Origin of the sequence: Paenarthrobacter sp. 22069, assembly GCF_052046035.1 — a bacterium.
Classification (GTDB): domain Bacteria; phylum Actinomycetota; class Actinomycetes; order Actinomycetales; family Micrococcaceae; genus Arthrobacter.
Genome location: NZ_JBQEQF010000011.1, coordinates 24,327 through 46,419, shown reverse-complemented (window position 1 = coordinate 46,419; position 22,093 = coordinate 24,327). Strand labels below are relative to the sequence as shown.

Sequence of the window (22,093 nt, the reverse complement as noted above, 5' to 3'; positions counted from 1 at the left end):
GCTGGCGTGCCTAGGCGTCCAGTTTGGTCAGCGGGGCGTAGCGCAGCAGCAGGCGTTTCTCGCCGACGTCGAACTTGACCTTGGCCACGGTCTTGTCACCGGCCCCTTCAAGTGCCAGGACAGTTCCGTTGCCAAAGCTTGTGTGGTTGACCTTGTCCCCCACGCTGACGGCGATGATTTCCTTTTGCGGCTGCACCCGGTTCTTGGCGATGAACGCCGGGACGTCGGCGTTGAAACCGGCGGACGAGTCCGCCGCCGCGCCCCGGGCAGTTCCGGCGCCCCAGAACGAGCCGCTGTAGCGGCCGGATCCGATGGAGCCGCCGCCTCCCCACGACTGGCGGCTGGTTCCTTCACGCTTCCATTCCAGGAGCTCGGCGGGAATCTCCTCCAGGAATTGGCTGGCGGGGTTGTACTGGCTTTGGCCCCACATGCTGCGGACCTCGGACCGGGTGACGTACAGCCGTTTGCGGGCGCGGGTGAGGCCCACGTAGGCCAGCCGGCGTTCCTCGGCCAGTTCCTTGGGGTCGGTGGCGGAGCGCTGGTGCGGGAAGAGGCCGTGCTCCATGCCGGTGAGGAACACCACCGGGAACTCCAGGCCCTTGGCTGTGTGCAGGGTCATCAGCGTCACCACGCCGAGCCGCTTGGCCTCGGCCACGGCGGCGTCGATGTCGGCGCCGGGAGCGTCAGGGATCTGGTCGGCGTCGGCCACCAGGGATACCTGTTCCAGGAACGCGGCCAGGGTGCCTTCCGGATTTTCCTGCTCGTATTCGCGTACCACGGCCACCAGTTCGGCCAGGTTCTCCACCCGGGACTCGTCCTGCGGGTCGGTGCTGGAGCGCAGCGCAGCGAGGTAGCCGGTCTGTTCCAGGACGGCTTCGAGGGCAGCGGCTGCGCCGGACCCGGCAGCCACTTCGGCGAGGTCGTCCAGCATCTTCACGAAGCCAAGGACGGCGTTGACCGACCGGGTGGCCATGCCGGGTGCCTGGTCGGCGCGCCGTGCAGATGCCATGAAGGACGTCCGCTCCCGCTCAGCCAGGGCGGCGACAGCCCCTTCGGCCCTGTCGCCGATGCCGCGCTTGGGCTCGTTCAGGACCCGGCGGAGGTTGACGTCGTCGTCCGGGTTCACCAGGACGCGCAGGTAGGCGAGGGCGTCCTTGATTTCCTTGCGCTCGTAGAAGCGCGTGCCGCCAACCACCTTGTACGGCAGGCCGACGCGGACCAGGACGTCTTCGATGGAACGGGACTGTGCATTGGTGCGGTAGAAGATGGCGACGTCGCCGGGACGCAGGTTGTCCTCGTCCTGGAGCCGGTCGATCTCTTTGGCAATGAACTGTGCTTCGTCATGCTCGTTCTCGCCCACGTAGCCAATGATTTTGTGGCCTTCGCCCTCGGCGGTCCACAGCCGCTTTTCGGGCCGGTTGGGGTTGCGCGAGATGACCGAGTTGGCGGCATTGAGGATGTTCTGCGTGGAGCGATAGTTCTGTTCCAGCTTGATGGTGCGGGCTTCGGGGTAGTCCTTTTCGAACTCCACGATGTTCCGGATGTCCGCGCCGCGGAATGCGTAGATGGACTGGTCAGAATCGCCCACCACGGTGAGTTCAGAGGCGCCGGGGCCTTCGCCGACGATCTCCCGGACAAGTGCGTACTGGGCGTGGTTGGTGTCCTGGTATTCGTCCACCAGGACGTGGCGGAACCGGCGGCGGTAGGATTCGGCGAGCGCGGGGAAGGCCCGGAACATGTAGACGGTCTCGGCGATGAGGTCGTCGAAGTCCATGGCGTTGGCCTGGCGGAGGCGCTGGGTGTACCCCTTGTACACGTCCGCCACGGCCTGTTCGAAGGGGTCGTTGTAGTTGGCGGCCGAGGCGAAGGAGTCGGCGTCGAGGAGTTCGTTCTTCAGCGCGGAAATCTTGTGCTGGATGGCCTTGGGCGCGAACTTCTTGGGGTCCAGGTCCAGGGCCTTGGAGACCTGGGTGACCAGGCGCAGGGAGTCGGCGGAGTCGTAGATGGAGAAATTGGATTTCAGCCCTACGTTCGCGGCTTCCTGCCGCAGGATCCGAACGCAGGATGAGTGGAACGTGGAGATCCACATGATCTTGGCGCGGCCGCCCACCAGGGCCTCGATGCGCTCCCGCATCTCCGCCGCGGCTTTGTTGGTGAAGGTGATGGCCAGGATCTCGCCGTGGTGGGCCCGGCCGGTGGCGATCAGGTAGGCGATCCTGTTGCTGAGCACGCGGGTCTTGCCGGAGCCGGCACCGGCGACGATCAGCAGCGCCGAGCCTGCGTGCTTCACCGCTTCCTCCTGCTGCGGGTTCAACCCCTGCAGCAGCTCATCGGCGTCCGGGCGCCGGCTGCCCTGGTGGCCGCCGGACTGGTGGTGGCCTCCGGAATTCTGCTGGCCACCGGTCTCGGTGCCCGGATGTCCGCCCGGCCCGGATGCGGTGGCGACCCCCTCCGGCCCCGTCCTGGTGCGGGCGGTGGCAGCGGGCGCGGCCTTGAACGGTCCGTCAGAGTACGGGTCAAACAACATATCCATGGTGCCTACAAGTCTAGGCGGTGGGACTGACAACACCTTCCGGCCTGTGGATTACGCCCTGCGCACGGAAGCTGCGCGCGCCATCCGGGCAAAGCCCCGGAGTGCGGAACCGGCTCAGGCCACCGAACCTGACTGAAGGGCCCGCCGCAACTCCTGCACCGCCGTCGTACCTCCTGCGAGGAACCACTCCAGCCCATTGACGCGGACGGTGTCCACTGCGCCGCCGGCCGCCCGGACGATCGCCTTGCCCGGAAGCCAGTCCCATTCCGGGCAGCTGTGCTGGAACCAGCACCCCAGCTGCCCGTCGGCCACGCGGCCCAGGTCGCAGGAACCGGACCCCAGCATGCGGAGGGAGGCTGCGGACGTGGCCGCGGCATGCCAGGGCATGGCGCACATGGGATCCATCAGCCACGTGGGGTGGATGTAAGTGGCCGCGCCGAGCTCGGCGACGCTTGTTGCGTTGCGCTTGCCGCCGTCGCCGCTGAACACGGTAAGGGCGTCCCCATTCAAGGTGGCCGGCCGGTCACGGCCGCCAAGCCACAGCTTGTCCTCCTCAGGCTGGAAGATGGCACCCAGCACCACATCGTCACGGTCCTTGAGGGCGATCGCCGAGCACCAGTAGGTGGAGCCGTGCAGGAAGTTGTAGGTGCCGTCCACGGGGTCGATGACCCAGGTGCGGCCGCTGGTGCCCTGGACGGAGGCGCCTTCCTCGCCCAGGATGCCGTCCTCCGGCCGGCAGCGCTGCAGCTGCTCCAGCACGTAGGCCTCGGCGGCGTGGTCCGCGGCGGTCACAACGTCGGAAACGGACGTCTTCTGTTCAGACTGCAGGCCGGCCATGCGCATGAGCAGCGCCAGCTGCCCGGCTTCGCGGACCAGCGCCGCCGCCAGTTCGTAGTCGTCCAGGGAAGGGTCAAGAACAGCTGCGCTGTGTCGGCCAGTGGTCATGGCTTCAGTTTATGGGGCGGGATAATGGTGCCATGGCCAAAACCCCTGCCCAGCGGATCAAGAAACACGGCGCCAACGCGGTGGTGCCCCAGCATCACCTGCCGCCGGTGGTCAACCCCACCACGGAGCGCACCCCGGAGAAGGCGCAGGGCAACAGCAACCTGATTGTCATTGCCGGCGTCGTGGCCAGCCTGTTCCTGTTCTGGTATCTGCACCTGCTGACGCTCACCCAGCTGACGCAGCTCTCCCAGGAAATGGCCATGCCGGACTCGCTGGTGGGTGGATTCGATGCCGGCTACATCAGCCGGCTGCAGGGCGTGATGAACAGCGATGCCCTGGGCCAGTTGAACTATGTCCATAAGACCGCCGGAACCCTTTTCCCGCTGATCTTCGGCTTCACTTGGCTGCTGCTCATCGGCACCAACGTGGCCAGGAAGGCACTGCGGTGGGCGCTGTGGGCGCTCCCTCTCCTGTTCGTGGTGGTTCGGCTGTGGGGCAACGTGGCCATTGACGCCATGATGGGTACGCCCGGTCCCGACGCCGGCCAGGTCGCCTTGGCGTCCGGCCTCACCATCGCAGGATGGGTACTTTTGGTGCTGAGCCTCCTGGCCGGGGCTGCGGCTGTGTTCCTTAACCGGCGGGGGCGGACCCGGCGTTAGGTGGAGCTACCGCGGGGCGCCGCAGCGGTTGCCCTTGCCGCAGCCCGCCGCTGCTTCCTGTGCCGGTGCACGCGCTGGGCAATCACCAGGCCAGCCGTCGCCGTCCCCAGCGTGACCGGGTAGCCCATCAGCCGCTCCAGGGTGCCGGGTTCCGGTACCTCCATGTGCGTCAGGCCCCCGGTGACGAGCGCCGCCAGCGAGACGGTGCCGCACGCCAGGATGAACCACGCCATCCCCGTCTTCCGCAGCCAGAGCAGGCCGAGCACCAGCAATGCAGCGCCCCCTGCCAGGAAGTACATGACGGCGCCCCAGTAGTGCCATGGGGAGCCAACGTCTTCGGGCACCAGGCCAACCACCACGGTTCCAAGCCCCGCGGCCCCCGTGAGCAGCCGTACGGCAGTGGCTGCCAGCCACGGTTTCCTTCGCCCCGGGTGCACTGGGGTGCCGGCCCGGGCAGCCACCCGCAGCAGCCCCGTTGTCAGCAGCACCGCGCCCAGCAGCATCCCAAGCCCCTGGACCACGAACGAGGCGTTCATCAGCCAGTTCAGCGGCGAACACACCTCACGGCCGGCGTAGATTCCGCAGGACAAGGCCCCCAGGTCGCTGATGTATCCGGTCCGCAGGTCATAGGGACGGGGACCTGCCCACGCCATGGCTACGGCGGCCTCCGCAGCGAAGTACTGCAGCACGCTCAGCACCGCCCAGGCGCCAATGTACTGCCGGGTGGACGCGACATTCGGAATGAAGGCAACGGCGGGAGCGGCAGTGGGGGCTGGACTCATGCCTTGAGCGTAGTACGCGCCGGTACCTTGTATGCTTGTAACCGTGTCCGGACGGACCGGCCCCGCCGAACCCCCGGATGCGCGCCCTCGTAGCTCAGTGGATAGAGCACGGCTCTCCTAAAGCCGGTGTCGTTGGTTCGATTCCAATCGAGGGCACTTGAACTCCTCTTCTCCGGAGCCAAGCCTCCGCGACTACCTCCTGGGCAGCGCCGCAGGCCGTGACGGCATTTCCGGGCAGCAGCCGCCCGCGGGCCGCTGGCGGGTGGAGCGGGACCTGCTGGATCGATCGGACGGCACCCGCGGGACCTTTACCGGCGTCGTTCTTTTCACCCCCACGGACGACGACGGCCTGACCCTTCATGAGGAAGGCACCATGCGCTGGCCTACTTTCACCGGACCCGCCTCGCGTGACTACCTCCTGAGGCCCGCGCCACGCCCGGATGCGCTGGACGTATTCTTTCCCGACGGCAGGCCGTTCCACCGTATGAGCTTTACCCCTGACACCAGCCGGGACGCCCACTGGTGCGATCCCGACACCTACCGCGTGTCCTACAGGTGGGAGGGACCGGACGCCTTCAGCTACAGCTGGGATGTGACCGGCCCGCGCAAGGACCTGCTGCTGACATCGCACCTGGCGAGGATTCCCGGATGAGGGACCGGATTGTGGTGTCCGCCGTCTGCGTGTTCGATGATGCCGGGCGGCTGCTGACCGTGCGGAAACGCGGCACAGCCATGTTCATGCACCCCGGCGGCAAGCCCGAGCCCGGCGAAACGGCCGTCCAGGCGGCAGCCCGGGAGCTCGCCGAAGAAGTGGGCATCGTGGTCCGCCCCCGGGAGCTTGAACTGCTGGGGGTCTGGATCGCCGACGCCGCGAACGAGGCCGCCACCGATATCGAAGCCACCGTCTTCATCGCCCCGGGTACGTGGCAGGCCACCCCCGCGGCCGAAATCGCCGAGATCCGCTGGCTGGACATCAGCGGGCCCGCCAACGGTGCCCCACTCCCCCGGGACCTCGCTCCGCTGCTGACGGACCACATCCTGCCCCTGCTGGCGGCACAGGCCACGAAGTCCGGATCCTAGAACTCGGGAACAGCCTCGTGCGCCACAGCGGTGGCCTCGGCAAACTGCGTCCGGTACAGCTCGGCATAGCGGCCGTCCGCCGCCAGCAGCTCGGTGTGGGTTCCACGTTCCACGATCCGGCCGCCCTCCACCACCAGGATGGCGTCCGCGGCACGGACTGTGGACAGCCGGTGCGCAATTACGACGGCGGTACGCCCCTCGAGCGCGGCGCCCAAGGCCGCCTGCACGGCGGCTTCGTTCGTGGAGTCGAGCGCGGCAGTGGCCTCATCGAGGATGACAACCCGCGGCTGGGCAATGAGGAGCCGGGCGATGGTCAGGCGCTGGCGTTCGCCGCCGGAAAGCCGGTAGCCGCGCTCCCCCACCACCGTCTCCAGTCCGTCCGGCAGGGACCTGATCATCGTCTCCAGCCGGGCCTGGCGCAGGACGTCCCACATGTCTTCGTCCGTGGCATCCGGCCGGGCCAGCCGGAGGTTGGAGGCGATGGTCTCGTGGAACAGGTGGCCGTCCTGGGTGACCATGCCCAGGGTGTCCCGCAGCGAATCGAAGGTGGTGTCCCGGACGTCCAGCCCCGTCCCCGGCGCGGTGCCCCCAAGACGCACGGCGCCCGAGTCGACGTCGTAAAGCCTCGACAGCAGCTGGGCAATGGTGGACTTACCGGCCCCGGAGGAGCCCACCAGCGCCACCGTCTGGCCTGGCTCAACCCGGAAACTGACGCCGTGCAGCACTTCCTCGCCGCCCCGCGTGTCCAGGGTGGAGACCTCCTCCAACGAGGCCAAAGAGACCTTGTCCGCGGAGGGATAGGCGAAGCGGACGTTGTCGAACTCCACGGACACGGGCCCGGCAGGAACGGGCACAGCATCCGGCTTCTGCTGGATAAGCGGCTTCAAATCCAGGATTTCAAACACCCGTTCAAAGCTGACCAGCGCGCTCATGACTTCCACCCGGGCGTTGGACAGCGCCGTGAGAGGAGCGTAGAGCCGGGTCAGGAGCAGCGCCAGGACCACCACGTCGCCGGGCGCGAGCTGGCCGCCCAGGGCGAGCCAGCCGCCCAGTCCATAAACCAGGGCGAGGGCGAGCGCGGAGACCAGGGTCAGGGCCGTGACAAACGTGAATTGCAGCATCGCCATGCGGACGCCGATGTCGCGGACGCGGCCCGCGCGGGCAGCGAACTCGCGGGATTCCTCATCCGGGCGGCCGAACAGCTTCACCAGCGTTGCGCCGGGCGCGGAGAACCGCTCCGTCATCTGGGTGCCCATGGCGGCGTTGTGCGCGGCAGCTTCGCGGCGCAGGTCCGCCAGCTTGGAGCCCATGCGCCGGGCCGGGATCAGGAAGATCGGCAGCAGGACCATGGCGAGCACGGTGACCAGCCAGGACTTGTTGAGCATCACGATCAGGGTCAGGGCCAGCGCCACGGAGTTGCTCACGACGCCGGAGAGCGTGCCGGCAAAGGCAGACTGCGCTCCAATAACGTCGTTGTTGAGTCGGCTGACCAAGGCTCCCGTCCGGGTGCGGGTGAAGAAGGCAATGGGCATGCGCTGCACGTGGTCGAACACCCGGGTGCGCAGGTCCACGATGACGCCTTCGCCGATGGTCGAGGACAGCCAGCGGGTCAACAGCCCCACCCCCGCTTCGCCCACCGCCACGATGGCGATCAGCACGGCCAGCCAGATCACGGTACCGGCATCCGTCTTGGCGATGATGGCGTCAACCACCTGGCCGGCAAGCACCGGGGTGGCGACGGCCAGGAAGGCCGCTGCGATGGAAGAGAGCACAAAGGCGATGAGCTTGCCCTTGTGCGGAGCGGCGAAGGCCAGGACCCGCTTGAGGGTTTCCTTGGAGAACGGCTTGGAGCCGCTCTTGGCCGTGCTGATGTTGTAGAGCGAGCTCCACGCCACGCGGTCCATGCTCATGGTTATTTCTCCTGGCTTGCAGTGTGGTGGAGCTCCTGGACCGTGCCGTTTTCCAGGTGCCACCGGTAGTCGAGTCGGACATTTTCGAGCAGCCGGCGGTCGTGGGTGACCAGCAGCAGCGCTCCGTCGTAGCTTTCCAGGGCCTCTTCGAGCTGCTCAATGGCCGGCAGGTCCAGGTGGTTGGTGGGTTCGTCCAGCACCAGCAGGTTCACGCCGCGTGCCTGGAGCAGGGCCAGGGCTGCCCGCGTCCGCTCCCCCGGCGACAGCGAATCCACTGTCCGCGACGTGTGGTCCGCCTTGAGTCCGAACTTCGCCAAAAGGGTGCGGACGTCCGCGCTGTTCCAGTCGGCCAGCACGGCTTCGACGGCGTCGCCCAGTGGCTGGGCCCCGTCCAGCAGTCCCCGGGCCTGGTCTATTTCGCCGATGGCGACGGTGGCACCCATGGAGGCGTCGCCGTCGTCCGGTGCCTGAGTTCCCAGCAGCAGGCGCAGGAGGGTGGACTTGCCGGCGCCGTTTGGCCCGGTGATGCCCACCCGCTCCCCGCCGTTGAGCTGGAGGTTCACAGGCCCCAGCGTGAAGTCCCCCTGGCGTGCCACGACGTCGCGCAACGTGGCGACGACGGCGCTGGAGCGCGGTGCCTGGCCGATGCTGAACTGCAGCTGCCATTCCTTCCGGGGCTCCTCCACCACGTCCAGCCGGGCGATGCGGGATTCCATCTGCCGGACCTTCTGCGCCTGCTTCTCGGAGGACTCGGTGCTGGCGGCGCGCCGGATCTTGTCGTTGTCGGGGTTTTTCTTCATGGCATTCCGGACCCCCTGGGAGCTCCACTCACGCTGCGTGCGTGCCCGGGACACCAGGTCTGCCTTGGTGGCGGAGAACTCCTCGTACTTTTCCCGGGCGTGCCGGCGGGCCACGGCGCGTTCCTCGAGGAAGGCGTCGTAGCCGCCGTCGTACACCGCCACGCTGTTCTGGGCCAGGTCAAGCTCCACCACGCGGGTGACGCACCGGGCGAGGAATTCGCGGTCATGGCTGACCAACACCACGCCGCCGCGCAGCCCCTTCACGAAGTTTTCCAAGGTGGCCAGGCCGGCGAGGTCGAGGTCGTTGGTGGGCTCGTCCAGCAGTACGACGTCGAAGCGGCTCAGCAGGAGCGCAGCGAGGGCCACCCGGGCGGCCTGGCCGCCGGAGAGACCTGTCATCAGCGCGTCGGGGCCGGCGTCCAGGCCAAGGTCGGCGAGCGCCGCCGGGATGCGTTCGTCCAGGTCGGCGGCACCGGAGGCCATCCAGCGGTCAAAGGCGCGGGAGTAGGCATCGTCAGCCCCCGGAGCCCCGGACCCCAAAGCTTCAGCGGTGGCTTCCATCTCGGCGGTTGCGTCCGCGCAGCCGGTCCGCCGGGCAATGTACGCCGCCACGGTTTCGCCCGCCGCACGTTCATGCTCCTGCGGCAGCCAGCCCACAAACGCATCGGAGGGGGCAAGGCTGACAGAGCCCTGCTGTGGCTGGTCAACCCCGGCGAGGAGGCGCAGCAGTGTGGACTTCCCGGCCCCGTTTGCGCCTACGACGCCCACGACGTCGCCGGGGGACACCGTCAGTGACAGCCCGGAAAATAGCGTGCGGTGGCCGTGGCCGCCGGAGAGGTCCTTGGCAACAAGGGTTGCAGTCATCGGTTGGTCCTTTCGCCGCTGCCCGGACAGCCGTTAACGGCCGGCAGAGGCGGCAGGAAAGGCCGCGGCGCCGCTGGGGCTGCAGGACATAGAAGAACCCGCTGGTCCGGACTTGGGGGGTGTACGGACCAACGGGCTCGACCATCAACTATAGTCGAACGTGCATCACGGGCAAAATCGCCGGCACGGCCGGTGCGCGGCCGGCGCGGTAAACTCGGTCATATCCCACCGGCTAGGCAGAGAGTCCCCATGACCATTCCCGCCAAGGCGTTCCAGCGCTGGCTGCAGAGCATCGCACCTGATGCCAGCACCGCGGACGTCTGCCGGGTTTCCGGGATCAAGCGGACCACCCTGGCACAGCAAATGGTCCGGGGCAAAGTCTCCGTCAGCACGGTGGTCAGCATCAGCCGCGCCTACAACATCAACCCCGTCAACGCCCTGGCAGGGTTTGACTCATTCCACGTCCTGGCCGGCCCGCCGCGGCCGCCCACCAGGACGGAGCTGGTCAGCCAGGTTTCCACCCCAGACCTGCTCCGGGCACTTTTGGTCCGGCCGGCCATGGAACCGGCACAGGTCGGGACAGCTCCTGCCCTTAGCCCCGCCCCCCACCCGACGTCGGTGAAGAACTGGGTGGATGCGATTGACGACGGCGAAGTACGGCACCGGGTTTCGACCGCCACCGGCGTGGCCCCGCAGAACTATTCCGCCCAGTTGACCGCCAACCGGCTGTCCCCCGAACTGGCCGTCGCAACGGCGATGGCAGCCGGAGTGGGACCTGCCGGCGGCCTGGTGGCCACGGGGATCATCACGGAGGAGGAGGCCGGCTGGCCTCCCGGCGCCCGGCAGGCTGCACTGGACAGCCTGTCCGATGGAGACTTAACGGCCCTTGCCGGGGAACGGCTTCAGGCCATGGGCAAGGTACTGCGCCGCCAGGAGCAGGACCAAGCGCAGACAGACAAGATTTGGGAGAACCTGGGATGATCGAGACACTTCAGTGGAGCACCCTGGCGATTTGCGCTCTGGTTGCCGCCGCGCGGATCCCCAGCACCCTCCGGGGTGAGAACCGTTCCCTTTTTGGCATCTTCGCCTTGATGACACTAGCCATCCTGTTAAGCATCCAGGGCCCCTACCTGGCGATCGACCGGGCGCTGGGCGGAATCAACGTGGCCAACCTGGTGCTGCGCTTCGTGATCTTCGGCGCCATCTTCTTCATGGGCATCCGCATCTCCAAGGGGTTCGGCGCCGAGGACGCGTACAAGCTCATCACGGGCCGGCCCGGCATTGTGGTCCTCGCGGCCATTTCCGCGTGCATGCTTGCACTGTTCTTCATGATGGACACGAACGGGTCCTCCGCGGGGCTGACCGGGGTAGTGGGCACGGATCCCTGGAACTCGGCAATGCTCGAATACTACGGGGCCGCCGGCCGGGCCTACCCCGCTTATGTCACGCTGGCCCTGCTGCCGGCGATGGTGCGCGCGGTGGCAAGCCGGCTTCCCGCCCTGGTCCGGGTTGCTGCGGGCCTGCTGGGCTTCGGTGCCGTGGCCACCGGGTTGACCCTGTTGTTCCCCTTGATTCCGCCCTCCCTGGGCCATATCGAATTCATCATCAACTACACGGCAGTGCTCTGCTTCGTGGTTGGGCTGGCCCTGATCTGGGTAGCCAAGGTGGTTAACGGGAGGATCGCTGCAGCGCGCAGGAAATCTACCGGAAAGTAACCTTCCCGCCTTTCACAAAATCATTAGAATGTGAAACAATCATGAATGTGTGAAGGCGGGGCGGCCAGGCGTTTTCGAACGGGGATAAATTCTGGAACGCGGGCAGCCCCGGGGGCCTTCGCACACATTGGGGGGATGAGTGGTGGCGGATCGTTGGGGACCGCCCCCACTCAGCCTGTTTAACGGCCCGGACAGCATCTTCCCGGCTTTCACCCGCGGACAAAACGCAGTGTTACCAGCTGGAAGGGCCTGAGCGAGAGGTCGGCGCCCCGGGCGCCCGGCATCACTCCCGGAGCCTCGACTGTACGCTCCAGCAGATCAGTTGCCAGGATGTTGCTGACGGGGAAATGGGCCGTAATGCTTCCCGCCGAGCGCTCTCCCAGCGACTCGTAAAGCCGGACCACCACATCGCCCGAGCCATCCTGTGCCAGTTTCACCGCTTCAACGACCAGCGCCGGATTGCTGACGGAAAAAAGTGGTTCCACTGCAGCCGCGCCGCTGACCAGCCGGGGAGCAAGGTTGGTGCGGTAGCCTTCCTGGACCGCGTCGGCGATGCTGGCGCCCGGGCGGATGGTCACGGTCAGTTCGTGCGGGCCGCGGTCCGCGTCGGGGTCCGGGAACTTTGGAGCCCGCAGCAGGGAGAGGCGCACCGTGGTGGTGGTTCCGCCGTCGGACTCCCTGATGCTCCTGCACACGTCATGGCCGTACGTGGAGGAGTTGGACAGTGCAACACCGTAACCGGGTTCGCCGACGTGGATCCAGCGGTGGGCGCAGATCTCGAACTTTGCAGCCTCCCAGGACGTGTTGGTGTGGGTGGGCCGGAAGACGTGGCCAAACTGCGTTTCGGCGGCCGACCGGTCTGCCCTGACGTCGAGCGCGAAGCCCAGCTTGAGCAGCTTCTCGCGCTCCTGCCAGTCCACGGACGTGGCGATTTCCAGGGACGGACTTCCGGGGGCGAGGGTGATGTGCTGCGTCAGCGTGGACGTGCCCACGCGGCGTTCCACCACCACCACGGCGTTGCCGTCGTCGCTGCTTAGCCGGACCGACTCGGCGCGGACCAGCGGTGTGACGTTGCGACGGTAGAACTCGTCGATGTCCCAGGCGTCCCACTCGTTGGGGGTGTCCCGGTGCAGTTCCAGCAGGTTGCCCCGCTGGCCGGGTGCGATGGCTTCGCGGCCGCTGGCGTAATCACGCAGCGAGGTGAGCAGGCCGTCGGCGTCCACCACGGCGCGGATGATCCCGTTGTCCAGGACATACCCGCCGTCGTGCTGCGTTGTCTGTGCCGCATTTGGGTGCGGCACCGGCTCCCCGGCCCCCAGCGCCGCGACGCCATCGCGTGCGTGTGGTGCGGCGTTGAGCAGGAACTGCCGGTCGCCGGAGCCCAGCAGGGCGGTGGCAGCCTGGCTGATCAGGGACTCAAGGGCGGTCCCGATGGCCTGGTAGTTCCGCTCTGCGTCCTTGTGGACCCACGCTATGGAGCTGCCGGGAAGGATGTCATGGAACTGCTGCAGCAGCACCAACTGCCAGAGGCGCCTGAGTTCCGCCATGGGGTACTCGAAACCGTCCGCGGCACGGACCGCGGCCGTGGCGCACCACAGCTCGGCCTCACGCAGCAAATGTTCGCTGCGGCGGTTGCCCTTCTTGGTCCGGGCCTGGCTGGTGTACGTGCCGCGGTGCAGTTCCAGGTACATCTCGCCCACCCAGACCGGCAGTGCCGGGTAATCTGCCTCGGCCTGCCGGAAGAAGCTCTCCGCGGAACCGATCCTGACTTTCGGGGATCCTTCCAGGTCTGCCGTGCGCGCAGCAGCAGCAAGCATTTCACGGGTGGGGCCACCGCCGCCGTCGCCGAAGCCGAACGGCACCAGTGACACCGTGCCGCGGCCATGGTCCCGGTAGTTGCGTTCGGCGTGGGCGAGGTCCCGTCCGCTGAGGTCCGAATTGTAGGTGTCCACCGGCGGGAAGTGGGTAAACAGCCGGGTTCCGTCGATGCCCTCCCACTCAAAGGTGTGGTGGGGCATCCTGTTGGTCTGGTTCCAGGAAATCTTCTGGGTGAGGAACCAGCGGCTGCCGGCGGCCTTCACGATCTGCGGCAGCGCCGCGCTGTAGCCGAAGGAATCCGGCAGCCACGCTTCCCTGCACTCAATTCCGAATTCCGCCAGGAAGAACGCCTTGCCCTCGACGAACTGCCGGGCCATGGCTTCGCCGCCGGGCATATTGGTATCGGATTCCACCCACATTCCGCCCACGGGGATGAACTGCCCCGCCCGGACCTTCTCCCGGATCCTGCTGAAGAGCTCGGGGTAGGACTCCTTGATCCAGGCCAGTTGCTGGGCTGAAGAGCAGGAGAAGACAAAATCCGGGTCTTCATCCATGAGCGCCACCACGTTGGAGAAGGTCCGCGCGCATTTGCGGATGGTTTCCCGCACGGGCCAGAGCCAGGCCGAATCGATGTGCGCGTGCCCGGTGGCCACCAGCTGGTGCGCGGAAGCGTATGCGGGCCGGGACAGGACCGTTGCCAGCGCCTGCCGGCCCGCTGCGGCGGTCCCGGCAACGTCATCTGGGTCCATCACGTCCATCATGCGCTCAAAGGCGCGGAGGATCTCGTGGCGGCGCGGCAGCTCCAGCGGAAGTTGTTCCATGAGCCCCGCCAGCGTCCAGACGTCCTGCTGAAGCTCCCACACGCACTGGTTGAGTTCAGCGATGGCGATGGTTCCCAGCCGGTACTGCGGCGCTCCCCCGGCAGTCGCCTTGTCACCCAGCGGAGTGGGCGCGAAGGTCCAGCCCTGGGCCATATCGGGGTTTGCGGCAGCCTCCACGTAGAAGTCCACTGCCATCCCGGTGCCCAGCAGCTTCAGCGGGATGTACTGGTTGCGGGGCGAGATTGCCTTGATAATGCTGCCGTCCGGGCGCCAGGCGATCCCTTCGCACTGGAATCCGGGCGCTTCCGTGGTGAATCCCAGGTCCACCACCACCTCCACGGCGGTGTCCGGGCCGCTGCCCCAGGATTCGGGCACCTCGCCCTGCAACCGGAGCCACGTGGTGCCCCATGGCCGCCCCCACGCGGCACCGTGCTCCTGGGGCCGGAACTCCTGCCGCATCGCTTCGAGCGCGGGGACCGGTTCGTCGGCGACATCCCAGCTGCTCAGGGAAAGCGGGACCGTCCTGGCGTAGATGGCAGGAGCAATGCGTTCACGCACAAACCTGGCCAGTCGGACTTCCGTGATGGTCCGGTCGTCATGCAATATAGGTCCTCTTTTAGGCTCGGAACTGAATCAGCGCGTCCATTCGATGGACAAATCTACCCGCCGCCTGCCCGGCAACCAACCCCTGCGGACGAGGGAACAAATATCGGACACGGCCAGGCCTACCTGGTAGGGACGGCGGCCGGCCGAAGGATGCGGGCATCACCGGCGTAGACGTTGAAGCTGGTTCCGCGGCTGAATCCGGCCACGGTGAGTCCATTCGCCTCTGCCAGTTCCACGGCGAGGCTGGATGGGGCACTGACTGCAGCCAGGACGGGAATGCCTGCCAGGGATGCCTTTTGCACCAGTTCGAAGGATGCCCTCCCCGACACCTGGAGGACGGTTCCGGCCAGTGGCAGGAGGCCTTCACGCAGCGCCCAGCCCACCACTTTGTCCACGGCATTGTGCCGGCCCACATCCTCCCGCAGGCACAGCAGCCGGGGCTCGCCGTCGTCGTCAATCCTGAACAGGCCGGCCGCGTGGACGCCACCGGTGTCGTCAAAGACGCGCTGGGACTTCCGCAGCAGCCCCGGCAGGGAGGCCAGGACCTTCGCATCCACCGTAAGGGGGTCAGCCGCGGGGCTGTGATGGGAGGACTTTTGGACCGCATCGATGGAGTCCGTCCCGCAGATGCCGCAGGAACTGGACGTGTAGACCTTCCGGCCGGTGTCCGGAAGCGGGACGTCCGGCCGCAGCTGCGCCTCCACCACGTTGAACGTCTGGACCCCGTTTTCGTCTTCGCCGGCGCAGAACCGCAGGGACACCAGTTGCTCGGGAGCCCAGATGACGCCCTCGGACACCAGGAAGCCGGCCACCAGGTCGAAGTCGTCCCCGGGCGTCCGCATGGTGACCGAATAGGAAAGCCTGCCCAGCCGGATTTCCAGCGGTTCCTCTACGGCGAGGACGTCTTCGCGGTGGCGGACCGGGTGCTCCAGGGCACCGGGCGAACCGTCCAGGACATACTTGTGCACCTTGCGGCGCTGCGTTACGCGTCCCATGTTCCACCCTGCCTGTTCATAACTCCATCATGGCACCACGGGGCCCCGCCTCAGCCCAGAAGCGCACTCCAGTCCACCGGGCCGCTGGATGCCGGCTTAGCTTTGGGCTGGCCGGGGCGCGGGTTGCTTCGCGGTTTCGCCTTGGGCGCCCCTTCCCGCGGCTGCGGTATCGGTGGTCCCCACGGCAGGGCGAAAGCCGGGACCGGCTCGCCCAGCTGCACTCCATGCGGGGGCACCACCAGCACGCCATCGGCGGCGGCCAGTCCGCGCATCATTCCCGGGCCCGTATGCTGCGCCGGGGACGCCATGCCGTAGAGCAACCGGAAGGGCATGAGCCGGGTCCGGCCGGGGTCGGGTTCGATCATTGTTCCGCACGGCACCTCATGCACCGGCGGCATGGCCCCATGCCCCAGGGCGGCAAGCAAGGGAGCACCCACGGTGGAGAGCGCCATCATGGCCGCCAGCGGGTTGCCGGGAAGCCCCAGGACAAACCGGCCATCCGGAAGTTCGGCCAGGACTGCGGGATGGCCCGGGCGCATGGCCACGCCGTCGATGATGAGCCGGCCGCCCAGTTCGGCTACCGCACGCCGGAGGTGGTCTGTTCCCGAGCGCCCGGTGCCGCCAGTGGTAATGACGACGTCGGCCGGCAGGTCGGGTGCGTCCGGCTCGTCGGGGAGAACGTCTTCCAGTGCCGCGAGCCACTCGGCGTAGGAGTCGCCAATTCTCTGCTGACCGCCGGGGATTCCACCCAGCATGGCGACGACGTCCGGCAACTGCGGTCCGAACGTGTCCCGCACCTGGCCCGGCGCGGGCCTGCCCTGTTCCACCACCTCGGACCCCGTCAGCACCAGCCGCACCACGGGTTTGCCCTGGACCTGCACTTCGTCGTGGCCGGCCAGTGCCGCCAGTGCCAGATGTGCCGGGTTGAGCTCCACCCCTGCCTGTACCAGGATGTCCCCTTCCAGGGCCTCCTCCCCCGCCTTCCTGATGTGCTCGCCCGCGCGGGGTTCCCCGGGACGGGCTTTGCCTCCGGTCATCAGGACAGCGAGCCCCTCATCGTCCCGGCCAAGGACGGCACTTTCCGTGCGCAGGACGGCCTTGCCGCCGGGAGGAATTAGTCCACCGGTGGCAATGGGACTGGCCTGGTGCGGTGCCAGCCGGACACCCGGCTCCACCGGGATCCACGGGCCGCTTCCATTGACCACCCAACCATCCATGGCCGAGGATGCATAGTGCGGCATGTCCTGAAGAGCCAGGATGTCCCGGTCAAGTTTCCGGCCCAACGCCAGCCGGAGCGCCACTGGCCCGGACGGGATGGGAGCTGCGGCGTCATACGCCACCTGACGAGCCTCTGACCAGGTATGGGCTCCATGGTGATGCCCTGCATCGCCCTGGCCGCCGGCAGAATGGCCAGGTTCGTCCACGTCAGAATCGGATTGTTCGGCTGCGGATGTGCCGGTCGTGCCCACCACGTCAGTGTGTCCGGCGTTGTCCTGCGGCGTTCGGGCCGTCAGCACCTCTCCTTCGCTGCCCGGCGGTGCGTGGGGATCACTGCGGGGTTCCGCTGTCATTCGCCGGGAGCCCCGGCGGCTTCAGTGCCGTAGTTCTGTGCCAGGGACCGGGCGACGGCCAGTGCCGCGTCCATGGATGCAGGATCGATCTCCCTGCCCGGGGCGGCGGCCAGACCCGCGGCGAAGCCTGCAATGAACGTGGTGAGCGGCGCGGCCGGCCGGACCACGGAGTGGGCGGCAACGCCGGCAAGGGAGAGCACCGCGTTGACGTCGATCTGGACATTCTCCAGCTTGTACGCCTGGAGCAGGGCCCGGCACCACTCTTCAAGCGTTTCGTCCTGGCTTTTCACGAATTGCCTCCCACGTTAGTGTCGCCCGTCCGCCGGTCCTGGCTTCCGCGCTGGTTTCCGGCGGCCATCCCCAGCGCGGCAGCGTCATCCCAGGTATCCACATCGGAGGTGGAGCCGGCGGGGACTGTGACAAGCTGCACGTCCAGATTAGCAAGGAGCGCCCGGACAGAGCCGTTGACCAGTGCGTTCCGGGCGGCGAGTTCCCGGCAGGCATGTGTTAACTCGGCTGTGCTGTAAAAAGCAGCCAGGGGCTGCGGCCTGCCGTCTTCGGCGGATGCCATGACGCTGCGCTCCCCGACGACTGCCCCAGGGGTGTCGGCCAGGGCGCGCTGGAGAGCAGCCACTGCCTCCGACGCCAGCGGCATGTCACAGGCCAGGACCAATGTGAGGGGCGAACCACCACCATTTTTCGCCAAGGTATCAAGGCCGGCAGCGATGGCAGCGGCGGGACCCGAGAACGGCGGCTCTTCCCGGCAGGAGAGCACCGCGGCCGGCTGCATAACCCCCGGCAACTCCGCTGGGGCTTCGCCAGGCGCGCCAGGGTCCCCAACAACGACAGTGAGCCGCGCCCCGGACGCAGCGGCAAGCGCCCGCTCCAGGAGGGTCTGGCCGCTGAAGACGAGGGTTTGCTTGGGCACCCCTCCCAGCCGTGAGGACCGGCCGCCGGCCAGGATCAGGGCATCAAACGCCAACGTGTTCGCTTGCATGACCCCAGCCTAGCGACCGGCACGGCCGGAAGCGCCACAGCCGGCGGCGGCACAGGCCGGGCTGGTCAGGCAGCGCGTTCCGGAAGAAGGAAGGGATCCCAGGCAGGCGTGGGCTTCTCGAGTTCCTTGATCTGCCAGATGGTTCCGTGCGGCGGCTCCGGCACAAAACGCAGGGTCCAACCCATTTCCCCGGGAGTATGGTCGCCTTTGACGTTGTTGCACCGCAGGCAGGCGGCCACCAGGTTTTCCCACGAATCGGCGCCGCCCCGCGATTTGGGGTGCACGTGGTCGATGGTGTGTGCCGCCTTGCCGCAATATGCACATTTATGCCCATCGCGCCGTAGCACTCCGCGGCGGCTGACCGCGGTGGAGTGGTTGTACCGGGGCCTGATGTAGCGGTTCAGGAGAATCACGGACGGGCGGCCCAGCACGTCAGTGGGGCCCACCACGGGGTCGTCACCCTCGGCCACCACGCTCGCCTTGCCCGCGAGCACAAGCACCAGCGCCCGGCGGAAAGTCACAACCGCCAGCGGTTCATATCCAGCATTCAGAACGAGAGTGCGCATGCACTTACCTCTTCACGGCCGCACCCGTCAGGGGCACGAGGGCCGGCTGCCCTCGGCATGTCCGGGCTATGGATCGACATCACAAGAGTAAACAAAGAAGTGCAGAATCAGGTAATCGCCGCCGCGGAGCCCAGTCCCTGCCGGAGACGGGGAAAAGGCAAGGGCCCCGCCCGAAACTCCCTTAAAGCGCAAGGGACCCCCGCCTGGTGGCGGGGGTCCCTTTGCAGCAATTCGCGGGCGGCACTGGATCAGGCCGGCACGAAAAATGCCTACCTGACGCGGATGGCCACCGGTCCGGAGCCGACATTGGCGCTGAAGACCACGGTGTCATTGCCGTTGAAGCCGCCGTGAACGGCCATGCCGTTTCCGGCGTAAACAGCGATGTGGGCCATGCCGCCGCCGCCATCAGCGTAGTACAGCAGGTCACCGGGCTGGGCCTGGGACATGGGCACGGTTTCACCCAGTGACAGGTAGCCGGCAGGCCAGTCATGGAAGTGGATGCCGACAGCGGCCAGGGCGTTCGTCACCAGCATGGTGCAGTCCTGGTGCACGCCCAGCTGGGCGTAAGCGGCGGAAAGGATCGCAGCACCCTTACCGCTGGCTGATGCCTGCGCGGCGGGGGCAGCGGGAGCGGCGACGGTGGCAACCTTGGCCGTGACCTTGGGAACAGCAACGGGCTGGGCCACGGGAGCAGCTTCCTGGACCTCGACCTGGGGCTCAGGCTCGGCCACGGGAGCCGGCGTAGTGGTCACGGCGGGCTTTTCGTAGCTGATGGCAATGGTGGACGCTGCGGAGATCGGAGCGTCGATGGCGGATTCAACTTCCAGCGCGGACGCCGGAGCGGAGTCCCGCTTGACGTTGGCGTCGGCAGCGTTGGCGGCGATGCCGCTGGTCAGGACCAGGCCGGAGGCAGCCGCGATAACTGCCGCCTGGCGGCCCATGCCGCCGGCGTTGTCGCTGACCGCCTTGGCAATGACAGCGATCGAGTTGGTTTTGGTGACCTCGGCACGGTGGCGCGCGGTAGCACGTGTCGTCATCAGTTCTCTCTTTCGTATTTCCCCTGGACCGCTTGTAGGCAGGCAGGGAAGGTTGGACGCGCCGGCATCTTGGGGGTACGCCGGCGCATCCCGAACGGGGATGTGATCTAGCGAAAAAGCTTTGGGCAAAGAAATAGCCCTTGGAGCGTGAAGCCCAAGAACTAGTTGCCGTAGTGGTAGTACGAGGATGAACCGGTAGCTGCCGGGGAGTGGAGCAGCGTGCCCTGCGACGGGTTCAGCGCGCTGATCATCATGCCGTTGCCGACGTAGATGCCAACGTGTGCGCCACCGTTCTGGACGACCAGGTCACCCGGCTGCGGGGTGGAGGTGGGAGTCATGATGCTCCACGCGTTGGTGCGGGGGATGCTGATGCCGGCCTGCGCGTAAACCCACTGGACGAATCCGGAGCAGTCCCAGCCCGTAACGGGGCTGGTGCCGCCCCAGACATAGGAGTGGCCGATGCCGGTGTAGGCAATGGCTGCAATCCCGGAAGTGGCCGCAGAAGACACGGCGGAGACAGTCTCAGCCGTCTTGGCAGCGGTCGACCCACCCTGGGTTGCCGCGGCGGGGTTGGCCGAATCGGTGGACTGGGTGCGGACCGCTTCCACCTTGGGTGCAGCGGTGGTCTTGACGACGGGACGCTCGAAGGAGACCGTCGCCGTGGGGGCAGCGGTGACAGCCAGGGCGGTCTGGGCGGAGCCGGACTCAGTGGATGCAGAAACACCAGCAGTGGTGTCAGCAGCCGTCGCGGGCAGGCCCATGCTCAGGATGAGGCCCGATGCAGCTGCCACAACGGCAGCCTGGCGGCCCACGGTCCCGGCATTGGCACTTACAGCCTTGGACATGGCATCCAGGGGGTTGGTGCGAACCGTTTGCGCACGGTGGCGCGCAGAATGATGGCGTGAAGACACGAAGGTAGCCTCTCCCAATGCCTGCGAGGTGAGCTGTCGGATTCGGATGGGAGTCACCCGGCCACAGTGCTTTCCTAAAAAAGCTCGTGACTTAACCCCAAGGCCTCCTGGAATGAAGGCCAAAATTGGTTCCCCCGCCCCTGCCAGACGATGAAATGCGAACGGACCTTGAGCGGTGGCAGAGTTAGGCAATCCACTCAAGAGCGTCAACTTCGGAAAAGTTGACGCGAGTTAGACGGTACAGCAGTTTTGCTTCAATGTCACATTCAGGTCACGACGGGTTACGAGGATCTGAGAGTGCGCAGTCATTTGGTTACAGCCAGCCCATCGGATCGACCACTTCGCCGTTGACCTGCACCTCGAAGTGCAGGTGGCAGCCCGTGGAGGCGCCGGTGGTGCCGCTGAGTGCCACAACGTCCCCGCGGGAGACTGTCTGGCCAACCTTGACGTTGAAGGATGAGAGGTGGTTGTAAGTAGTCTCCAGGCCATTTCCATGGTCGATGACCACCCGGTTCCCGCCACCGAACTGGTGCCAGCCGGCGAAGGTAACGGTTCCCGTGGCCGCCGCCAGGACAGACGTGCCGCACTGCGCGACGAAGTCCTGCCCCCGGTGGAAGTCACCCGTACCACCGGTGATCGGGCTTACCCGGTAGCCGAAAGGGGAAGCGGTGGTGAGGGTGGCCAACGGCGCTGCCAGGGTGCCGGCAGAAGCCGCGCGGGTCACCGATCCGGCCGACTGGGCACTGAGGAGCTGTTTCAGCTTGCCGTCGGGGTCCGCCTTGGTGACCACGGCGGAACGGCTAAAGTCGATCTGCGCGCCAATATCCGCAGAAATCTGCGGCTGCGGGCTGACCGCGGAGGCGGCCATGGGCGTATTCCCACCGGCGTCAGTTGCCATCACAGGGCCGGTTGCAGGCACGGTCACCGTCAGCACCAGGCCAGTGGCGGCGAGGGCTATGCCAGCCTTCTGGCCGATGCCACTTGCGGCGGCGAAGTCCGTCATCTGCCGGAAGGGACCCCGGCGGCGGAGCGAGTCGCGGTGCAGGTCGCGGGGGCGCTCCGCTGCGACATCCTCGGCACCCCGGGGCGCGGGAGGGCCGTCCGCGCGGCGGCGGCCCCGGGAGGTCTGCATGGTCAAGAAGGGTTCCTCTCTGGAAAAGCCTGCGGAGTTAGCTGTCGGATTCGGGTCAGAGAGTTCAAAGACCCGGCCCGTCATGGGCAAGCTTCTGCACAGGGGTATTCCCGGAAGAATCCTTCACTGGAGAGGCATGCTGCTGACGGACTTCACCCCAAGGCAGTCCCCCGCTGCCGTTTGTGGTTCCCCCGCCTCTGCCAGTAACGACTCATGCACCTGGCCCGCTGGCAGAGCTCGGCTCCGGGTCAGGTAACGCTTAAGTATCAACGATCGCTTCTACTATAGGGGCTTAAGACCCTAGGTAACAATTCCGTTATCTTTGGCCGAAACCGCTGATTAAGATATGCA

Annotated in this window: 19 protein-coding genes, 1 tRNA gene and 2 riboswitches; of the genes, 6 read left to right on the top strand and 14 right to left on the bottom strand. The window is 66.9% G+C overall.

All coding sequences use genetic code 11. From position 1 onward, the window contains the following. Window positions 1-10: 10 nt before the first annotated feature. Both pcrA and ACTJK0_RS10670 read right to left on the bottom strand, forming a co-directional pair. Window positions 11-2,527, bottom strand: a complete 2,517-nt coding sequence (pcrA, locus tag ACTJK0_RS10675) for a DNA helicase PcrA (RefSeq protein WP_440745212.1) — start codon at window positions 2,525-2,527, stop codon at window positions 11-13. A 120-nt stretch (window positions 2,528-2,647) separates the two neighbouring features. Continuing rightward, window positions 2,648-3,478: an inositol monophosphatase family protein gene (locus ACTJK0_RS10670; RefSeq protein WP_440745133.1), complete on the bottom strand. Its 831-nt coding sequence runs from the start codon at window positions 3,476-3,478 to the stop codon at window positions 2,648-2,650. A 32-nt stretch (window positions 3,479-3,510) separates the two neighbouring features. On the opposite strand from ACTJK0_RS10670, the gene ACTJK0_RS10665 reads away from it, so the two are divergent. Next, window positions 3,511-4,137 (top strand): hypothetical protein, encoded by a 627-nt coding sequence (locus tag ACTJK0_RS10665; RefSeq protein WP_110543939.1) that lies wholly within the window; start codon window positions 3,511-3,513, stop codon window positions 4,135-4,137. On the opposite strand, the gene ACTJK0_RS10660 is transcribed toward ACTJK0_RS10665, so the two are convergent. Continuing rightward, the gene (locus tag ACTJK0_RS10660; RefSeq protein WP_440745132.1) at window positions 4,134-4,919 is read right to left on the bottom strand and encodes a DUF998 domain-containing protein; all 786 of its coding nucleotides are present in this window, start codon (window positions 4,917-4,919) and stop codon (window positions 4,134-4,136) included. The genes ACTJK0_RS10665 and ACTJK0_RS10660 overlap by 4 nt on opposite strands. 83 nt (window positions 4,920-5,002) lie before the next feature. Between ACTJK0_RS10660 and ACTJK0_RS10655 the strand changes: the two genes are divergently transcribed. The 3 genes from ACTJK0_RS10655 to ACTJK0_RS10645 all read left to right on the top strand — a co-directional run bounded on the left by ACTJK0_RS10655 (window position 5,003) and on the right by ACTJK0_RS10645 (window position 5,999). Next, window positions 5,003-5,075, top strand: a tRNA-Arg gene (locus tag ACTJK0_RS10655). Between the two features lies 1 nt (window position 5,076). Continuing rightward, a complete protein-coding gene (locus tag ACTJK0_RS10650; protein WP_440745131.1) occupies window positions 5,077-5,571 on the top strand; it encodes a DUF6314 family protein in 495 nt (164 codons plus the stop codon). After that, entirely contained in the window at window positions 5,568-5,999 is a 432-nt protein-coding gene (locus ACTJK0_RS10645; RefSeq protein WP_440745130.1) for an NUDIX hydrolase, read from the top strand. The genes ACTJK0_RS10650 and ACTJK0_RS10645 overlap by 4 nt, the downstream gene beginning before the upstream one ends. Here the strand turns inward: ACTJK0_RS10645 and ACTJK0_RS10640 are convergent. Continuing rightward, window positions 5,996-7,909, bottom strand: a complete 1,914-nt coding sequence (locus ACTJK0_RS10640) for an ABC transporter ATP-binding protein (protein ID WP_440745129.1) — start codon at window positions 7,907-7,909, stop codon at window positions 5,996-5,998. The two genes, ACTJK0_RS10645 and ACTJK0_RS10640, sit on opposite strands and share 4 nt — an antisense overlap. A 2-nt stretch (window positions 7,910-7,911) precedes the next feature. Continuing rightward, window positions 7,912-9,573 (bottom strand): ABC-F family ATP-binding cassette domain-containing protein, encoded by a 1,662-nt coding sequence (locus ACTJK0_RS10635; RefSeq protein ID WP_440745128.1) that lies wholly within the window; start codon window positions 9,571-9,573, stop codon window positions 7,912-7,914. A 249-nt stretch (window positions 9,574-9,822) separates the two neighbouring features. Between ACTJK0_RS10635 and ACTJK0_RS10630 the strand changes: the two genes are divergently transcribed. Continuing rightward, a complete protein-coding gene (locus ACTJK0_RS10630) occupies window positions 9,823-10,554 on the top strand; it encodes a hypothetical protein (protein WP_440745127.1) in 732 nt (243 codons plus the stop codon). Next, window positions 10,551-11,288 (top strand): hypothetical protein, encoded by a 738-nt coding sequence (locus ACTJK0_RS10625; RefSeq protein WP_440745126.1) that lies wholly within the window; start codon window positions 10,551-10,553, stop codon window positions 11,286-11,288. The genes ACTJK0_RS10630 and ACTJK0_RS10625 overlap by 4 nt, the downstream gene beginning before the upstream one ends. A gap of 209 nt (window positions 11,289-11,497) precedes the next feature. Here ACTJK0_RS10625 and ACTJK0_RS10620 read toward each other — a convergent pair whose 3' ends face one another. The 9 genes from ACTJK0_RS10620 to ACTJK0_RS10580 form a co-directional block, all read right to left on the bottom strand. Then, complete coding sequence (locus ACTJK0_RS10620; protein WP_440745125.1) at window positions 11,498-14,530, bottom strand: alpha-mannosidase; 3,033 nt, start codon at window positions 14,528-14,530, stop codon at window positions 11,498-11,500. Window positions 14,531-14,652: 122 nt separating this feature from the next. Then, entirely contained in the window at window positions 14,653-15,528 is an 876-nt protein-coding gene (gene fdhD, locus ACTJK0_RS10615) for a formate dehydrogenase accessory sulfurtransferase FdhD (RefSeq protein WP_440745124.1), read from the bottom strand. A gap of 50 nt (window positions 15,529-15,578) precedes the next feature. Continuing rightward, a complete protein-coding gene (locus tag ACTJK0_RS10610; RefSeq protein ID WP_440745123.1) occupies window positions 15,579-17,099 on the bottom strand; it encodes a molybdopterin molybdotransferase MoeA in 1,521 nt (506 codons plus the stop codon). Continuing rightward, a complete protein-coding gene (locus ACTJK0_RS10605; protein WP_181422470.1) occupies window positions 17,096-17,389 on the bottom strand; it encodes a DUF6457 domain-containing protein in 294 nt (97 codons plus the stop codon). The genes ACTJK0_RS10610 and ACTJK0_RS10605 overlap by 4 nt, the downstream gene beginning before the upstream one ends. Continuing rightward, window positions 17,386-18,096, bottom strand: coding sequence for a molybdenum cofactor guanylyltransferase (gene mobA, locus ACTJK0_RS10600; protein ID WP_440745122.1), 711 nt, complete (start codon window positions 18,094-18,096; stop codon window positions 17,386-17,388). Before mobA ends, ACTJK0_RS10605 begins: the two co-directional genes overlap by 4 nt. A gap of 65 nt (window positions 18,097-18,161) precedes the next feature. Then, window positions 18,162-18,662 carry an HNH endonuclease gene (locus ACTJK0_RS10595; protein WP_440745121.1) on the bottom strand — a complete coding sequence of 167 codons (501 nt, stop codon included), beginning with the start codon at window positions 18,660-18,662 and terminating at the stop codon, window positions 18,162-18,164. 269 nt (window positions 18,663-18,931) lie between these two features. Further along, window positions 18,932-19,699 (bottom strand): NlpC/P60 family protein, encoded by a 768-nt coding sequence (locus tag ACTJK0_RS10590; protein WP_440745120.1) that lies wholly within the window; start codon window positions 19,697-19,699, stop codon window positions 18,932-18,934. A 161-nt stretch (window positions 19,700-19,860) separates the two neighbouring features. Continuing rightward, on the bottom strand, window positions 19,861-20,544 hold the full coding sequence (locus ACTJK0_RS10585; RefSeq protein WP_440745119.1) for a C40 family peptidase: 684 nt from the start codon (window positions 20,542-20,544) through the stop codon (window positions 19,861-19,863). A 70-nt stretch (window positions 20,545-20,614) separates the two neighbouring features. Then, window positions 20,615-20,795, bottom strand: a riboswitch (cyclic di-AMP (ydaO/yuaA leader). 128 nt (window positions 20,796-20,923) lie between these two features. Beyond that, window positions 20,924-21,742 (bottom strand): M23 family metallopeptidase, encoded by an 819-nt coding sequence (locus ACTJK0_RS10580; RefSeq protein WP_440745211.1) that lies wholly within the window; start codon window positions 21,740-21,742, stop codon window positions 20,924-20,926. A gap of 10 nt (window positions 21,743-21,752) precedes the next feature. Then, a riboswitch (cyclic di-AMP (ydaO/yuaA leader) is annotated at window positions 21,753-21,977 on the bottom strand. Window positions 21,978-22,093 lie beyond the last annotated feature (116 nt).